General features: G+C 67.1%; 14 protein-coding genes. 3 read left to right on the top strand and 11 right to left on the bottom strand.

Annotation, left to right across the window (positions count from 1 at the left end; genetic code table 11):
- Window positions 1-78 precede the first annotated feature (78 nt).
- Both ACQKLX_RS13855 and ACQKLX_RS13850 read right to left on the bottom strand, forming a co-directional pair.
- Entirely contained in the window at window positions 79-1062 is a 984-nt protein-coding gene (locus ACQKLX_RS13855) for a bifunctional riboflavin kinase/FAD synthetase (protein WP_427362151.1), read from the bottom strand.
- Between the two features lie 83 nt (window positions 1063-1145).
- On the bottom strand, window positions 1146-1583 hold the full coding sequence (locus ACQKLX_RS13850; protein WP_427362150.1) for a MaoC family dehydratase: 438 nt from the start codon (window positions 1581-1583) through the stop codon (window positions 1146-1148).
- Window positions 1584-1865: 282 nt separating this feature from the next.
- Between ACQKLX_RS13850 and ACQKLX_RS13845 the strand changes: the two genes are divergently transcribed.
- Window positions 1866-2249 carry a response regulator gene (locus tag ACQKLX_RS13845; protein ID WP_427362149.1) on the top strand — a complete coding sequence of 128 codons (384 nt, stop codon included), beginning with the start codon at window positions 1866-1868 and terminating at the stop codon, window positions 2247-2249.
- A gap of 8 nt (window positions 2250-2257) precedes the next feature.
- Here the strand turns inward: ACQKLX_RS13845 and ACQKLX_RS13840 are convergent, their stop codons facing one another.
- The 3 genes from ACQKLX_RS13840 to ACQKLX_RS13830 form a co-directional block, all read right to left on the bottom strand.
- Window positions 2258-3115, bottom strand: a complete 858-nt coding sequence (locus tag ACQKLX_RS13840; protein ID WP_427362148.1) for a TIGR01459 family HAD-type hydrolase — start codon at window positions 3113-3115, stop codon at window positions 2258-2260.
- An 81-nt stretch (window positions 3116-3196) separates the two neighbouring features.
- Window positions 3197-4648 (bottom strand): EAL domain-containing protein, encoded by a 1452-nt coding sequence (locus tag ACQKLX_RS13835; RefSeq protein WP_427362147.1) that lies wholly within the window; start codon window positions 4646-4648, stop codon window positions 3197-3199.
- A gap of 144 nt (window positions 4649-4792) precedes the next feature.
- Window positions 4793-6580: a hypothetical protein gene (locus tag ACQKLX_RS13830; RefSeq protein ID WP_427362146.1), complete on the bottom strand. Its 1788-nt coding sequence runs from the start codon at window positions 6578-6580 to the stop codon at window positions 4793-4795.
- Window positions 6581-6761: 181 nt separating this feature from the next.
- On the opposite strand from ACQKLX_RS13830, the gene aptA reads away from it, so the two are divergent.
- Window positions 6762-8102: an omega-aminotransferase AptA gene (aptA, locus tag ACQKLX_RS13825; protein WP_427362145.1), complete on the top strand. Its 1341-nt coding sequence runs from the start codon at window positions 6762-6764 to the stop codon at window positions 8100-8102.
- 150 nt (window positions 8103-8252) lie between these two features.
- On the opposite strand, the gene ACQKLX_RS13820 is transcribed toward aptA, so the two are convergent.
- The 3 genes from ACQKLX_RS13820 to ACQKLX_RS13810 form a co-directional block, all read right to left on the bottom strand.
- Window positions 8253-8747, bottom strand: coding sequence for a peptide deformylase (locus tag ACQKLX_RS13820; protein WP_427362144.1), 495 nt, complete (start codon window positions 8745-8747; stop codon window positions 8253-8255).
- A gap of 112 nt (window positions 8748-8859) precedes the next feature.
- Window positions 8860-9126 carry a hypothetical protein gene (locus ACQKLX_RS13815; RefSeq protein ID WP_427362143.1) on the bottom strand — a complete coding sequence of 89 codons (267 nt, stop codon included), beginning with the start codon at window positions 9124-9126 and terminating at the stop codon, window positions 8860-8862.
- A 134-nt stretch (window positions 9127-9260) separates the two neighbouring features.
- Window positions 9261-10034, bottom strand: a complete 774-nt coding sequence (locus ACQKLX_RS13810) for an SDR family oxidoreductase (protein WP_427362142.1) — start codon at window positions 10032-10034, stop codon at window positions 9261-9263.
- A 129-nt stretch (window positions 10035-10163) separates the two neighbouring features.
- Between ACQKLX_RS13810 and ACQKLX_RS13805 the strand changes: the two genes are divergently transcribed.
- Complete coding sequence (locus ACQKLX_RS13805; protein ID WP_427362339.1) at window positions 10164-11066, top strand: LysR family transcriptional regulator; 903 nt, start codon at window positions 10164-10166, stop codon at window positions 11064-11066.
- Here ACQKLX_RS13805 and ACQKLX_RS13800 read toward each other — a convergent pair whose 3' ends face one another.
- From ACQKLX_RS13800 to ACQKLX_RS13790, 3 genes are all read right to left on the bottom strand, one after another.
- A complete protein-coding gene (locus tag ACQKLX_RS13800; protein WP_427362141.1) occupies window positions 11067-13271 on the bottom strand; it encodes a 3-hydroxyacyl-CoA dehydrogenase NAD-binding domain-containing protein in 2205 nt (734 codons plus the stop codon).
- Between the two features lie 11 nt (window positions 13272-13282).
- Entirely contained in the window at window positions 13283-14491 is a 1209-nt protein-coding gene (locus ACQKLX_RS13795; protein WP_427362140.1) for an acetyl-CoA C-acetyltransferase, read from the bottom strand.
- Window positions 14492-14638: 147 nt separating this feature from the next.
- A partial coding sequence (locus ACQKLX_RS13790) for an acyl-CoA dehydrogenase C-terminal domain-containing protein (RefSeq protein ID WP_427362139.1) occupies window positions 14639-14940 on the bottom strand: 302 nt, incomplete at its 5' end.

Here is a 14940-nt window from a genome sequence, read left to right as displayed (position 1 = left end):
GGGCGGCAGCCGGGCCGGTAATTCGCCGAAGCGGAACGGGGTGCGGAGCGGACATGAGCGGCTTCTAGCAAAGCGTCGTCACGGAAGGAAGGCCGGCGTCGCCGCCAGGATGCCGCGCGCCCTTGCGCTGTCGGCATCCATCTGGGCGATCAGCGCGTCGAGCATATCGAACTTCGCCTCGCCGCGCAGAAAGGCGACGAAGGCGACGTCGACCGTCTTGCCATAGAGGTCGCCGGAGAAATCGAAGACGAAGGTCTCAAGCTTTGGCGCGCCATCGTCGAAGGTCGGGCGGCTGCCGAAGCTGGCGACGCCGTCGTGCCAGGCACCGTCGATCTTCATGCGAACCGCATAGATGCCGAAGCGCAGGCGGCAGTCGCGGGCAAGATGCATGTTCGCCGTGGGATAGCCGAGATCGCGGCCGCGCTTGTCGCCATGGGCGACCTGCCCACGCACGAACCAGGGCCGGCCGAGCAGAGCCTCTGCGTGGCCGACATCGCCGGATTCGAGCGCCGTGCGCACCAGCGTCGAGGAGACCGGCTCACCCTGGAAAGTGAAGGGCGGCACGACGGCGACGGGGATGCCGGCATGGCCGGCGCGGGCCTGCAGCATTTCCGGCGAGCCGGTACGGCCCTTGCCGAAATGGAAATCATAGCCGCAGACCAGACCGGCAGCGCCGAGCTGGCCGAGCAGGAGTTCGTCGACGAACGCCTCGGCCGGGATGCCGGCGACGGCGCGGTCGAAGGATATGACGAAGCTCGGCGCGAGCCCGAGGCCCGCGAGGAGCGCCACCTTGATCGGCTCGGGCGTCAGCCGGAAGACCGGCTGCTCCGGCCTGAAGACGGTTCGGGGATGCGGCTCGAAGGTCAGTGCCGCAGCCTGCGTCCCCCGGGCAGCAGCCATCTCGCCGGCGACCCGGGCCAGCTCGGCATGGCCGCGATGGACGCCGTCGAAATTGCCGAGCGCCAGCACCCGGCCGCGCAGATCGGCCGGCACCGGTTGGCCGGGTTCGAGGACGAAGGCGGGCGGCGCACGGAAACGCGCCGCCTCGGGGGATGAGGTCATGGAACGCAGGGTTGGCGCCGGGAAGCCCCGGCTACCGCCGTGTTTGGCCCCAAGCGGCAGGGAGCGTCAAGGCCACCCCGGGCCTATGCCGCTGCGCGCGGCAGTGCCACCCAGGCCTCGCCTTCCAGCACGGCCTTGCCGTCGACCAGACATTCGCAGAACAGCCGGGCTCGGCGGCGCTCCGCCACGAGCTCGACCACCTCGACGCGGGCGGTGACGACATCGCCGATCTTCACCGGCGCGAGAAAATTGAGGGTCTGCGAGAGATAGACCGCACCCGGCCCCGGCAGGCGCGTGCCGAGCAGGGCCGAGACCAGGCTCGCTGTCAGCATGCCATGGGCGATGCGCTGGCCAAACTTGGTATTGGCCGCATAGCGGTCGCAGAGATGGATCGGGTTGGCGTCGCCCGAGAGATCCGCGAAGAGGGAGATGTCGCGCTCCATCACCGTGCGCATCAGGCTCTCGCGCTGACCGACGACCAGGTCCTCGAAGGCATGGACTTGATAGAGCGTGCTCGCCATCATCGGTCAGCTCTCGCAACTGCAGCGCGGTGGAAGACCGCCCGCATCCGGAAACGAACGTGAGCGTCCCATAGTTCGCTGCATCGCACCATTGAACTTTGGTGCCTGTTGCCCGGTTCCCCCTTCAGCCAAAGGTCGTATGCCGCTAGGTCACTTCAGGACCGGATTAACGGCTTTGAAACGCCGAGCGCCTATCACAATTGACCCAAGGTCGCTGCTCTGCGAGAGCGGCCCCGCGCCGGCGCCGTTGGGCCCTGCTGACTACTTGCTTGGAGCGCCGTCATGGCTGTCGACCCGTCAATGCCGATCCTGGTGGTGGACGACTATCAGACGATGGTCCGGATCATCCGCAACCTCTTGAAGCAACTCGGCTTCGAGAATGTCGACGACGCCTCCGACGGGAATGCCGCCATCGCCAAGATGCGCGACAAGAAATACGGACTCGTGATCTCCGACTGGAACATGGAGCCGATGACCGGCTACGAGCTGCTGCGCCAAGTCCGCAACGAGACCGAGATCGCCGAGACGCCGTTCATCATGGTGACGGCGGAATCGAAGACCGAGAACGTCATCGCCGCCAAGAAGGCCGGCGTGAACAACTATATCGTCAAGCCGTTCAGCGCGCAGACGCTGAAGTCGAAGATCGAGGCGGCCTGCGCCGCCTGATCCCTCGCTCACCAGGACAGATGCGGCATGGCATAATTCGGCCGATGGCTCTGCCGGCCGAACCAGCCCTGCAGCGCCTCCTCTGACAATCCCGCCATCTCCTCGGCATGGATGCCGGCGACGCACATCAGCGAGGCCAGGCCATATTGCGCCGCGCCGGCGATATCGGTGCGGATCGCGTCGCCGATCGCCAGGATGCGTTGCTTCGCAATCGTCTCGCCGCGCAGCTCCTGGCCCAGGCGAATGGCAAGATCATAGATCGGCGCATGCGGCTTGCCGGCATAGATCGCCTCGCCGCCGAGCTTCTCATAGGCCACCGCGAGCGAGCCGGCGCAAGGCACGATGCGTCCGCCGCGGTCGACGACCAGATCCGGATTGGCGCAGATCAAGGTCAGGCCTCGGCGAGCGAAATCGGCCAGCGGCTCGGCATAGCTCTCGGCCGTTTCGGTCTCGTCGTCGAATAGGCCGGTGCAGAGAACGTAATGCGCCTGCGCCGCTCCGACACGCGGTGCATCGAGCCCGGCCATGAGCGGCAAGTCACGCGGCGGGCCGAGATGATAGAGCGGCTGGCCGGCGCGGTGGGCGATCAGGTCGCGCGCGACGTCGCCGGAGGTGACGATCGCGTCGAAGGCATCGCCAGGCACGCCGAGCTTGCCGAGCTGGACCGCGATCTCCGAGCGCGGGCGCGGCGCATTCGAGACCAGCACGACGGTGACGCCCCCTGCACGCATCCGGGCCAGTGCATCGCAGGCCGCCGCGAAGGGCGCAACGCCATTGTGGACCACACCCCAGATGTCGCAGAGGCAGAGCTCGTACTGGTCGATGACGGCGGAAACGCCGGACAGAAGACGGGTCGAGAACGGCACGAGCTTAACTCCAGCGAACAGGCGCGGCCTGTCTACGCGCCTTCGCCGGCGCAGGCCAGCGCTTCCGTTCCATCGAGGTTTTCAGGCGGTGGCGCGGCGCAGGATGTCGCGGAAAGGCACGCGCTTCACGGCCGGCGGCGGCGCCATGGCGGGGTGCTCGACCACCTCTGCCGAGGCGGGCGGTACGCTGGCGGCGGGCACCGTAGCCGAAACGGTTCCCGGCTGCGGCTCGGCGAAGACTTCGGGGCGCACCGGCCGCGGCGGCGAGAAGATGATGCCCTGGCCGAGGCCGATGCCGAGATCGAGCATGTCGGCGACCATAGGGTCGTCCTCGACTTCCTCGGCGACGAGCTGGATCGAGCCGCGCGCGAGCTGGACCGCAATGTCGCCCGCCGCAATGTCGGCAAGCGTGCTGCCGCGTGCCTCGGCCAGCAGCAGCGCCGCCGAGACCTTGACGAAGCGCACGCCGCGATCGTGCAGCGAGATCGGATCGAAGCGCAGATCGGAGACGTGATCGAGCGCGAAGCGTACGCCATTGGCCGACATGGCGCCGAGCAGGCCGAGGCTCGCCGGCTCCAGCGCCCGGAAGACGCGCTGCGGCACCTCGATGACGAGATTGCCGATGTGGTCGTGGTATTTTTCCAGGATGCGCGACAGCGCTGCCAGGGCGCGCGACGAGCCCCAGGTCGCTGCACTGAAATTGCAGGATACGAAGAGCTCGCCCGGCTTGCTGCCGAGATGGCGGGCGATGGCCAGCGCCCGCGTCAGGACGAGCGCATCGAGCGTCGGGCCGAAGCCGCGCTCCTCGACCGTGGTCAGGAATTCGGATGGGAGCAGCAGAGTCTTCTCGTCGAGCCTCAGCCTGACGAGCGCTTCATAGCCGCGCGTGCGGCGCTGCGGCAGGCTGACGATCGGCTGGAGATGGACCTCGACCTGCCCTTTCGCCAGCGCCTCGCTGATCAGCGCGGCGCGTTCCTCGGCGGCGCGGCGCTGCGCGGCCTCGGCCGGATCGTGCCGGGTCGCGACCAGAGGCTCCGGGGCCCGGGGCTCGATGCGCTCGGGGACCAGCGCCGCGATGCGCGCCGGCTGCGGCGGCGGATTGGCGAGCCGCCCTTCGATCCGGCTGAGCTGGTCGTCATGCTCGCCCAGCGTCGTCGCGACCTGCTGCAGCAGGTCGCCGAGCAGGCCGACCTCGGCGGTCAGCTCGTTGAGCATCGCCTTGGCCGGAGCGGCCTCGGCCTCGCCCATCGGCGACTGGTCGAGGCGCTTGGCCATGGCGTCGACGCGGATGGCATTGGTAGCGAGGCGGACCTTGACCTCGCCGATCGCCGCCAGCAACTGCTCGCGCTCGCGGGTCGCATTGCGGTGCGCCAGAGCCGCCGCCCCGGCAAGGCCGAGCCCGGCGCTCAGAAGCCCCAATGCGTTGGCGAGATTGCCCGGCACCGGCAGAAGCAGGATGGCGGCAGCGCCCAGCGAAAAGCCGGCGACGCCGCTGGCGGCCGGAGAGAGAGCGCTGAGGCGGATGCGAGCCAAGGGCTGAAATCGCGCAAGAGGTTGAAAGGGAACGCGACGCTACGAATCAGCTGCGACGAATGCAGAATAGCCGCCTGACTCAGCGGCCGCGAGGCCTATCGGCAATTCTCGCCATCGAGCAAGGCGCGGGCTCACAGGATCGCGCTATCGCGGCGGCAGCCCAGCCTGCCCGATCGCAGCCAGGATGCGCTCGCTGGCAGCCGAGGAGAAACCCTTGCGCGCCAGGTAAAGCCGCGGATCGAGGGCGAAGAGCGGCTCGGCCTGACCGAGCATCCGCCAGGTTTCCTCCAGCTCGACACGATCACCGGCAGCAGCGCTCGCGACGGCGCGCGCGACCAGGGCGAGCGGAGTCTCCTCCGCCTTGAGCAGGGCGGCCTGGTTCTCGGCGAGCTTGGTCGTACCAGTCAGATAGGCCGCGAAATACAGGAAGGTATCGTACCATGACGGCCGGCCACCGCTGAGGGCAGCGGCACGTTCGAGCAGAGGCAGCCCTTCCGCCGCCCGGTCGAGCTGGACGTAGCGCGCGCCCAGATCGGCCATGATGTCAGGGTCGAAGGGGTTGCGCGTCAGAGCTTCCCGGCCGGATTTGAGCGCTTCCTCGGTCATGCCGCGCAGGAACTGCGCCTCCATCAATGCCTGATGCGCCCGCGCGCTCGCCGGCGCCAGCCTGACCGCCGTGATCGCAGCTGCGAGAGCCCGGTCGAGCGGCGAGCCGGACCGCGCGTTCAGGCCGGAGGCGTATTCATCGGCGGTCAGCAGCGCCAGATGCGACCAGGCCGGATGGAAGTCCGGATCGCGCGCGACCAGCGCATCGAGGCAATTGCGCGCGGCGAGATGGTCGTCCGCCTTCATATGCCGGCGGAAATTGAGTGCCTGGTAGATGCAGCCGATCCCGGGCGGAAGCGTCGCAAGCCGGAGATCGGCGTGCAGGATGCCGAAGGGTTGGGCCAGCCGGATCGCCAGCCGTTGCGCCAGCTCGCGCAACTCCATGCCGTCGCTCATCGCCTCGAGCGTCCGTTCGCCGGAGGTGGTCCAGACGACGCGCCCGTCCCTCGCAGCGCTCAGCCGCACGAAGCCCTCGACCTTGTCGCCCGCCCGCGAGGTGTTGAGGCTCAGGACATAATCGGCCCCCTCCTCCGGCCGCAGCGCGGTACCCGGCGTCTTGACCACGAGCAGATCGTCGAACCGAGCCATGGTGTCGACGAGATGGCGCATGAACAGCCGGGCGGCGTCCTCGACTGCGGGATCCACGATGTCCCCGGCGATCACGACGGCGATGACGGGCAGGCTCGCAGGCGCGGCGACCGGCTCGGCCGCTTGCGGCGAAGCGGATTGATCGGGCGCGACGGTCGTTGCGGGCCGCGGCGCCTGCGCGTCCCCGCTCGACATGGTGCCCCCCGGTTCCGGCCCGGTCCCGATCTGATGCCGCGCGACGAGCGCTATCGCGGCGGTCAGTATCAACGCGGCGGCTGCATAAGCCCAGATGCGCCATGGCTTTGCAGCGACTGGAGCAGGCTGCGCCGGCTCGACAGCAGCGGCCGCGGCTGCCGCCTCGGACTCCGGGAAGCCGAGCCGCGTGAAGCTCGGGACATAGGCGCCGACGGGAATTGCGATCCGTACAGGATCGCGAACGCCATCGGCGGCGAAATAGAGATTGAGAGCCTTGCGCAGGCGGCCGGCCTCGACGCGAACGATCGGGTCCGATTGCGGATCGAAATCGGCCGGGCGTCCGAACGCCTCGACAGCGATGGTATAGCCCTTCAGCTCGCCCGCGCGGCCGGCCAGGGCCTGCTCGACGACATAGCTCAGGAAGGAGGTCAGCTGCGGCGCGCTGCGGAAGATGTCGGAAGCGAGGACGCGATCGAGCTGCGCACGGATGTCCTCCGGCGCGATCGACTCGCTCCCGTCCCGACCGGCGACGCCTTCAGTCATTGGGGCGTAGTCCAGTGTTACCCCCTTGTTCAGACTACGCCAGAAACGACGTTACGTCACCTGCCCCGGACGGCACGCTGCGACGCGCCGGACGCAGGCATGCCCCGAGCCAACACGGATTTACAGCCCCGACCGCGCTGCTAGGTTGAGGAAGCTTTAAAAAACTAAATGGGACCGGACCATGACCTCTGCGCCGCGCGCGATCAGCTCGCCGAACGATCTCGAAGCCTACTGGATGCCGTTCACGGCGAACCGGTCGTTCAAGCAGAATCCGCGCATGGTGGCCCGCGCCGAGGGCATGTTCTACTACACCCCGGAGGGCAAGCCGGTGATGGACGGCACCGCCGGCCTCTGGTGCTGCAATGCCGGCCATGCCCGCGAGCCGATCATCCAGGCGATCCAGGCGCAGGCCCGTGAGCTCGACTACGCCCCCTCCTTCCAGTACGGCCATCCCAAGGTCTTCGCCGCGGCTGCCCGCATCGCGGCCCTGGCGCCGGGCGATCTCGACCATGTCTTCTTCGCCGGCTCGGGCTCGGAAGCGGCGGATTCAGCGCTGAAGATAGCCCTCGCCTACTGGAACGTCTCGGGCAAGGGTTCGAAGACCCGTCTGATCGGCCGCGAGCGCGGCTATCACGGCGTCGGCTTCGGCGGCATCTCGGTCGGCGGCATGGTCAACAACCGCAAGTTCTTCGGCGGGCTCCTGACCGGCACCGATCATATCGCCCATACTTACGATCGCGAGAAGCAGGCCTTCAGCAAGGGCGAGCCTGAGTACGGCGCGCATTTCGCCGATGATCTCGAGCGCGTCGTCGCGCTGCACGACGCCTCGACCATCGCCGCCGTGATCGTCGAGCCGATGGCGGGCTCGACCGGGGCGCTGCCGCCGCCGAAGGGCTACCTCAAGCGGCTGCGCGAGCTCTGCGACAAGCACGGCATCCTGCTGATCTTCGACGAGGTCATCACCGGCTTCGGCCGCCTGGGCTTCGCCTTCGCGGCCGAGCGCTACGGCGTCATTCCCGACATGATCACCTTCGCCAAGGGCGTCACCTCCGGCACGGTGCCGATGGGCGGCGTGATCGTGCGCAAGCACATCTACGATGCCTTCATGAACGGCCCCGACAACGTCATCGAGCTGTTCCACGGCTACACCTATTCCGGCCACCCGCTGGCGGCGGCGGCCTCGCTGGCGGCGCTCGACATCTATCGCGAGGAGGGCCTGTTCGAGCGCGCCCGGGCGATGGAGAATAGCTGGGCCGATGCGGTGATGAGCCTGAAGGGCGAGCCGAACGTGGTCGACATCCGCACGCTCGGGCTGGTCGGCGCCGTCGATCTCGCGCCGCGGGCGGAAGGCGCCGGCAAGCGCGGCTACGAGGTGATCGAGCGCGCCTTCCACGACGAAGGGCTGATGATCCGCACCGCCGCCGACACGATCGCCTTCTCGCCGCCGCTGATCATCAGCGAATCCCAGGTCGAGGAGCTGATCGGCAAGCTGAGGCGCGTGATCAGGGCTGTGGCGCACTGACGGAAGCTCGGACGCAGCCTGTCTCGTCATGGTCGGGCCTGTCCCGACCATCCACGTCTTCGCCTCGCTGGTCGAGTGCAGTGTTCAAGACGTGGATGCTCGCCGCAAGGGCGAGCATGACGTGTGTTCCCTGATCGAGAAAAGCGGACTCTACCCCCGCCGTAGCTTGTTGTAGCGGGCGATCAGCCTGTCGCGTTTGAGCCGCGACAGGCGGTCGATCCAGAAGACGCCGTCGAGCTGGTCGATCTCGTGCTGATGGCAGATGGCGAGCAGGCCGTCCGCGTCCTCGCTCTGCTCCTTCCCGTCGAGATCGCGATAGCGCACCCGGACATGGGCATGGCGCTCCAACTCGTCCGTGACACCCGGCATCGAGATGCTGCCCTCGGTATGGCGGATGGTTTCGCGCGAAACCTGGTCCAGCACCGGATTGACGTAGACGCGAACCTCTCCCGGCGTCAGCTCCAGCACGACGAGCCGCAACAATACGCCGATATGTGGTGCGGTGATGCCGATGCCGGGCGCTGCCCGCACCGTGTCGACCAGGTCTTCGGCCAGTGCACGCAGATCCGCATCGAAGCGCGTGACCGGTACGGCAGGCAGACGCAAACGCGGGTCGGGAAAATTCAAAATCGGCCGCGCAGGCATGAATTCAAGTCTTCCCCGGTCCAAAGCCAGCTGAGTCTAGCCACGCGCCGCTCGGAGCGACCATCGGGGAAAGACCTGAGTTGTCTGATTGAGTCACCATGACGCCAGCACGTCAGCGTGCGACACGCCAGGCGACGAGCAGGGCGAGAGCCGCCGGCACGGCGAAGACCACGGCCAGGATCGGCAGTTCCTCGCGCACCGAATAGCCGGCCCTGGTGACGCCGACCCACATATTGACCAACGCGATCGCGAGCCAGGCCGGCACGAACAGCTTCGCCGCCATTGCGAAGGCCGGCTCGGCCCCGCCCCAGAGCTTGCCGAACAGCAGGAACAGGCCGAGCAGCACCACGCCGCCGCCGATCACCATTGCCATATGCATGGGCCGCCCCCACTCGGAAACCCGTTCCGTACGGTCTTGTTACCCTTGCCAGGATAGACGGGAGCTGAATGAACGCGTCAGCTCCCAGCAAGGAAAGCCGCCGGCCGCTTCGGGAAGAACGGCCGGCCGGTAGATCACTTCGTGGTGTAGCCGCCATTGACCAGGATGGTCTGCCCGGTCATCCACCAGCCGTCCGAGACGAGGAAGCGGATGAAGGGGACGATGTCCTCGATATCGGTGAGGCCGGTCTTCGAGAACTTCGACAAGGCAGCCGCGGTCTTGTGATAGGCGACCGCATCCGCCCCCTCAGCCGGATAGAAGAAGGGCGTGTCCATCGGGCCCGGCCCGATCGCGGTGACCGAGATGCCGCGCTCGCCGAATTCCTTGGAGGCGGCGCGGGTGAAGTGCTCGACCGGAGCCTTCATGCCGGCATAAGCCGCATAGAACGGCGTGAAGGCGCCGAGCAGCGAGGTCACCACCGTGGTGATCTTGCCGTTGTCGTTCAGCGCCTTGCCGGCTTCCTTCAGGAAGAAGAAAGCCGACTTGGAATTCACCGCAGCCATCTCGTCGTATTCAGCCTCGCTGATCTCGGCCATCGGCTTCTTCAGCACCTTGCCGACGGTGTTGATCGCGATATCCGGCTTGCCGACGGCGGCCACGACGTCGGCGAAGAGCTTTGCGTTGGCGCCAGCGGTGGTCAGGTCAGCCTGGAAGGCGCCGGCCTGGGCACCAGCAGCCTTGACGGCTGCGACGGTCGCATCGGCCTCAGCCCTGGTCGCGGCGCTGTTATAATGGATGGCCACGGCCTTGGCGCCGTGGGCCGCGAGATCGCGGGCCAGCAGCCCGCCGAGGTTCTTGGCGCCGCCGGCGATGATGACGGTCTTGCCCTTGATGCTGTGGTCGGCCATGGCCCTGTCTCCTGCTGCATTGCGAACTCGTTTCGCCCTGCCAGCAGGGTAGTCGACCGATTGTCCCGATAAAGCTGGATAAGCTGACATGACTTGTCAGCAACAGCGAACAATCGCATCGTCCCGGCCATGGACCGGATCGAACTCTTCGCCACCTTCGCCCGCGTCGTCGAATGCGCCAGCTTCACCCGGGCCGCGGCGACGCTCGGCCAGCCGCGCTCCTCGGTCTCGGCCGCGATCCGGCTGCTGGAGGACCGGCTCGGGACACGGCTGCTGCATCGCACGACCCGCCATGTCGCACCGACACAGGACGGGCTCGCCTTCTATGAGCGTTGCCTCAGGCTGATCGCCGAGGTCGAGGAAGCCGAGACGCTGTTCCGCAGCGCCAGCGACGGGCCGGCCGGCAAGCTCAGGATCGATGTGCCCGGCCGGATCGGCCGGTTGATCATCGCGCCAGCCCTGCCCGACTTCCTGGCGCGCTATCCGGATATCTCCGTCACGCTCGGCGTCACCGACAGGGCCATCAATCTGGTCGAGGACAGCGTCGACTGCGTTCTGCGGGTCGGCCCGCTCAGCGATTCCAGCCTGATCGCCCGCAATCTCGGCGAGCTCAGGCTGATCAATGTTGCGAGCCCGGCCTATCTCACGCGGCACGGGGTTCCGGAAAGCCCAGACGATCTCTCAGCGCATGAAGCGGTGCATTACGCCTCGCCGTCGACCGGCGCGGTCGAGGACTGGCAATGGCTGGAGGGTGAGCGGCTGCACAGCTGGGCCATGGCGGGCCGCGTCACCGTCAACAGCGCCGAGGCCTATATCGCCTGCTGCCTCGCCGGGCTCGGGCTGATCCAGATCCCAGCCTATGACGTTGCCGCGCATATCAGGGCTGGCGAGCTCATCGAGGTGATGCCGGAGCACAGGGCCGAGCCGATGCCGGTCGCCCTGCTCTATCCGCACCGGCAGCACTTGTCGCGCCGCCTCAAGGTCTTCGCCGACTGGCTGGAGCCGCTCCTGAGGGAGCGGCTCTTCGCCTGATCAGGCCGCGGCCTTCTTCTCGGCAGCGCCATAGAAGGTGTCGCCGGTCTTGGCCATGCGCTTCAGCAAGCGGTTCGGCTTGAAGCGCTCGCCATGCTTCTTCGCCAGCCCCTCGCAGAGCTTCACGAAGGCGGCCGCGCCCATATTGTCGATATAGCTCAGCGTGCCCCCCGAATAGGGCGCGAAGCCGAAGCCGATGATCGAGCCGACATCGGCCTCGCGCGGATCGGTGACGACGCCTTCCTCATAGGTCTTGGCCGCTTCGAGCGCCTGCGTGACGAGCAGGCGGTGCTTCAGCTCCTCCATGTCGATCAGCTCGGGCTCGAGCTTGTTCCTCGTAAGCTCGGCGAGGCCGGGCCAGAGCCGTTTGGGACCGGCTTCCGGATAGTCGTAGAAGCCCTTCCGGTTCTTGCGGCCGAGGCGGCCATGCTTCTCGACCATCTCGTTGAGCAGCTTTTCCTGCGCCGGGTCGACGGAGGCTTCGCCGAGCTGGGCCTTGGTCGCCTTCAGCACCTTGTAGGCGAGATCGACCGCGACCTCGTCATTGAGCGAGAGCGGGCCGACCGGCATGCCGGCTTGCTTGCCGGCGGCCTCGATCATCGCCGGCGGCACGCCTTCCATCAGCATGAGGTGACCCTCGCGGATGTAGTTGCCGACGCAGCGATTGGCGTAGAAGCCTCTGACGTCGTTGACGACGATCGGCGTTTTCTTGATGGCGCGGACGAAGTCGAGCGCCATGGCGAGCGCCTTCTTGCCGGTTTTCTTGGCCATGATGATCTCGACCAGCAGCATCTTCTCGACCGGCGAGAAGAAATGGATGCCGATGAAATTCTTCGGGCGCTCGCTGTGCTCGGCGAGGCCGGTGATCGGCAGCGTCGAGGTGTTGGAGCCGAAGATGGTCTTGGGGCCGACCACGGCCTCGACCTTGGCGATGACCTCGGCCTTGACCTTGGGATCCTCGAATACCGCCTCGACGATCAGGTCGCAGCCCTTGAGGTCGGCATAGTCGGCCGAAGCCTTGATGCGGCCGAGCAGCGCGTCGCGATCGGCGGTCTTAGCGCGGCCTTTGGTGATCTGGTCGGTGACCAGCTTGTGCGAATAGGCCTTGCCCTTCTCGGCCGCCTCGATGTCGCGGTCGACGAGCACGACCTCGATGCCGGCATTGGCAGTGACATAGGCGATGCCGGCGCCCATGAAGCCGGCGCCGATGACGCCGACCTTCTTCAGCTTCGAGGCCGGGACGTCAGCCGGGCGGCGAGCGCCCTTGTTGAGTTCCTGCATCGAGACGAAGAGCGAGCGGATCATCGAAGCCGCCTCCTTCGTCCGCAGGATCTTGGCGAAGTAGCGGCTCTCGACCTTGAGGGCGAGGTCCATCGGCAGCTGCAGGCCCTCATAGACCGCGCTCAGGATGGCACGGGCCGCCGGGTAGTTGTCGTTTGTCTCGCGGCGATAGATCGCGTTAGCCGGCGGCCAGATCTGCATGCCGGCCGGCGAATGGACCTTGTTCGAGGGCAGCTTAAACTTGGGGTCCTCCCAGGGCTGCTTGGCCTGCGGGTTGGCTTTCAGCCACTCCTTGGCGGCGGCGACGATCTGGTCACGCGGCAGGACGGCGTGGACGAGGCCGGAATTGCGGGCCGGCAGCGCCTTGATCTGGTCGCCCTTGAACATCATCTGCAGCGCGTCGCCGGTCTGCATCAGGCGCGAGACGCGCTGTGTGCCGCCGGCGCCGGGGAACAGGCCGACCTTGATCTCGGGCAGGCCGACGCGGGTCGAGGCATCGTCCGAGACGACACGCAGCTGGCAGGACAGCGCGAGCTCGAAGGCGCCGCCGAGGCAGACGCCATGGATCGCCGCCGCGAACGGCTTCCCGCAGGTTTCGAGCTTGCGGTAGAGTTGGCTGAGCTTGCGGCTCTCGTCGAAGAAGCGCTGCATCGCGACCTGCTCGCCCTGCTCCTTGGCGAGCTTGACATAGAGGTCGCGCAGGCCCTGCAGCATGGTGAGGTCGGCGCCGCCGGAGAACGAGTCCTTGCCGGAGACGATGACGCAGCCCTTGATCGTCTCATCCGAGGCGACCTTGTCGACGACCTGATTCAGCTCTTCCATCACCTGCGGGGTGATGACGTTCATCGAGCGCTCGGGCATGTCCCAGGTCAGGGTGGCGATGCCGTCGGCGTCGGTCTCGAAGCGGAAATTGACGAGGTTCATCGACTCTCTCCTCAAACCCGTTCGATGATGGTGGCGACGCCCATGCCGACGGCGACGCAGAGCGTGACCAGAGCGGTCTGCTTGTTCGTCCGCTCCAACTCGTCGAGCACGGTGCCGAGGATCATCGCGCCGGTGGCGCCGAGCGGGTGGCCCATGGCGATGGCGCCGCCATTGACGTTGAGCACGGCGTCATCGATGTCGAAGGCCTGCTGGTAGCGCAGCACGACCGAGGAGAAGGCCTCGTTCAGCTCGAACAGGTCGATGTCTTTCGCGGTCATGCCGGCCTTCTTAAGCACGAGCTCGGTGACGTCGACCGGGCCGGTCAGCATCAGCGCGAGGTCGGAGCCGGTGGTGGCGAAGGCCTTGATGCGGGCGCGGGGCTTCAGGCCCGCGGCCTTGCCGGCCTTCTTCGAGCCGACGAGCACGGCGGCCGCGCCGTCGACGATGCCGGAGGAATTGCCGGCATGGTGGACGTGGTTGACGAACTCGACGTCCGGATGCGCCGCGGTCGCGACCGCATCGAAGCCACCCATCTCGCCCATCTGGACGAAGGAGGCCTTGAGCGCGGCCAGCGCCTGCATGTCGGTCGCCGGGCGGATGGTCTCGTCGCGGTCGAGGATGATCAGGCCGTTGACGTCGGTGACCGGGATCACCGAGTTCCTGAAGCGGCCTTCCTCCCAGGCCTTGGCGGCGCGCTTGTGCGAGCGCACGGCATAGGCGTCGACATCGTCGCGCGAGAAGCCGTACTTCGTCGCAATCAGGTCGGCCGAAACGCCCTGCGGCATGAAATAGGTGTCGATCGCGACGGACGGATCGACCGCGATGCCGAAGCCCGAGGCGCCCATGCCGATGCGGGACATGCTCTCGACGCCGCCGCCGATCGTCATCTCCTTCTGGCCGGACATGACCTGCGCCGCGGCGAGATTCACCGCGTCGAGACCCGAGGCGCAGAAGCGGTTGATCTGCACGCCCGGCACTTCCTTGCCGTAGCCGGCCTTGAGCGCAACCGTGCGGGCGATGTCGGCGCCGGCCTCGCCGACCGGGTCGACGCAGCCATAGACCACGTCCTCTACCAGCTTGGGATCGAGATTGTTGCGCTCCTTGATGGCGCGCAGGGTCTGCGTGCCCAATTCGATCGCGGTGACCTCGTGCAAGGAGCCATCGGCCTTGCCCTTGCCGCGCGGCGTCCGGACGTGATCGTAGATGAAGGCGTCTGCCATGGGTGAAGGCCTCCGGTCTGGCCGCGGCTGCGGCTCGTTTTCCTGCCGGACGTCATGGTCGGGCTTGACCCGACCATCTCGTCATCCAGCGAACTCATCAAGAGATGCTCGGGTCAAGCCCGAGCATGACGTGCGTGCTATGCGCCCTCAGAACTGCTCGGCGCTCAGCGCCATGGTGGCGTCGGAGCCGGAGGTGATCCGCGCCAGATGCGCGGCGGTCTCGGGCAGCGAGCGCTCCATGAAGAAGCGGGCAGTGACGAGCTTGGCGTTCATGCGCTCGGTCGCGCCGTTGGCGCCGGCCTTGAGCTTGTCCTGCGCGACCTTGGCCATCTTCGCCCACATATAGCCGAGGCAGACCAGACCGAGCAGGTGCATGTAGTCATGTGCGCCGGCGCCGGCGTTGTCCGGCTTGGCGAGGGCGTTCTGCATGAACCACATCGTCGCCTGCT

The sequence above is a fragment of the Allobosea sp. NPDC003192 genome, from assembly GCF_050275675.1.
Lineage (GTDB): Bacteria > Pseudomonadota > Alphaproteobacteria > Rhizobiales > Beijerinckiaceae > Allobosea.
This window is presented reverse-complemented; position numbering and strand designations above follow the sequence as displayed.

What these genes read in the sequence shown, in the direction of transcription:
- ACQKLX_RS13805 (WP_427362339.1), top strand. Translation starts at nt 10,164, where the DNA reads ATGGACCGGATCGAACTCTTCGCCACCTTCGCCCGCGTCGTCGAATGC.
- ACQKLX_RS13845 (WP_427362149.1), top strand. Translation starts at nt 1,866, where the DNA reads ATGGCTGTCGACCCGTCAATGCCGATCCTGGTGGTGGACGACTATCAG.
- ACQKLX_RS13850 (WP_427362150.1), bottom strand. Translation starts at nt 1,583, where the DNA reads ATGGCGAGCACGCTCTATCAAGTCCATGCCTTCGAGGACCTGGTCGTC.
- ACQKLX_RS13795 (WP_427362140.1), bottom strand. Translation starts at nt 14,491, where the DNA reads ATGGCAGACGCCTTCATCTACGATCACGTCCGGACGCCGCGCGGCAAG.
- ACQKLX_RS13855 (WP_427362151.1), bottom strand. Translation starts at nt 1,062, where the DNA reads ATGACCTCATCCCCCGAGGCGGCGCGTTTCCGTGCGCCGCCCGCCTTC.
- aptA (WP_427362145.1), top strand. Translation starts at nt 6,762, where the DNA reads ATGACCTCTGCGCCGCGCGCGATCAGCTCGCCGAACGATCTCGAAGCC.
- ACQKLX_RS13820 (WP_427362144.1), bottom strand. Translation starts at nt 8,747, where the DNA reads ATGCCTGCGCGGCCGATTTTGAATTTTCCCGACCCGCGTTTGCGTCTG.
- ACQKLX_RS13800 (WP_427362141.1), bottom strand. Translation starts at nt 13,271, where the DNA reads ATGAACCTCGTCAATTTCCGCTTCGAGACCGACGCCGACGGCATCGCC.
- ACQKLX_RS13810 (WP_427362142.1), bottom strand. Translation starts at nt 10,034, where the DNA reads ATGGCCGACCACAGCATCAAGGGCAAGACCGTCATCATCGCCGGCGGC.
- ACQKLX_RS13815 (WP_427362143.1), bottom strand. Translation starts at nt 9,126, where the DNA reads ATGCATATGGCAATGGTGATCGGCGGCGGCGTGGTGCTGCTCGGCCTG.
- ACQKLX_RS13830 (WP_427362146.1), bottom strand. Translation starts at nt 6,580, where the DNA reads ATGACTGAAGGCGTCGCCGGTCGGGACGGGAGCGAGTCGATCGCGCCG.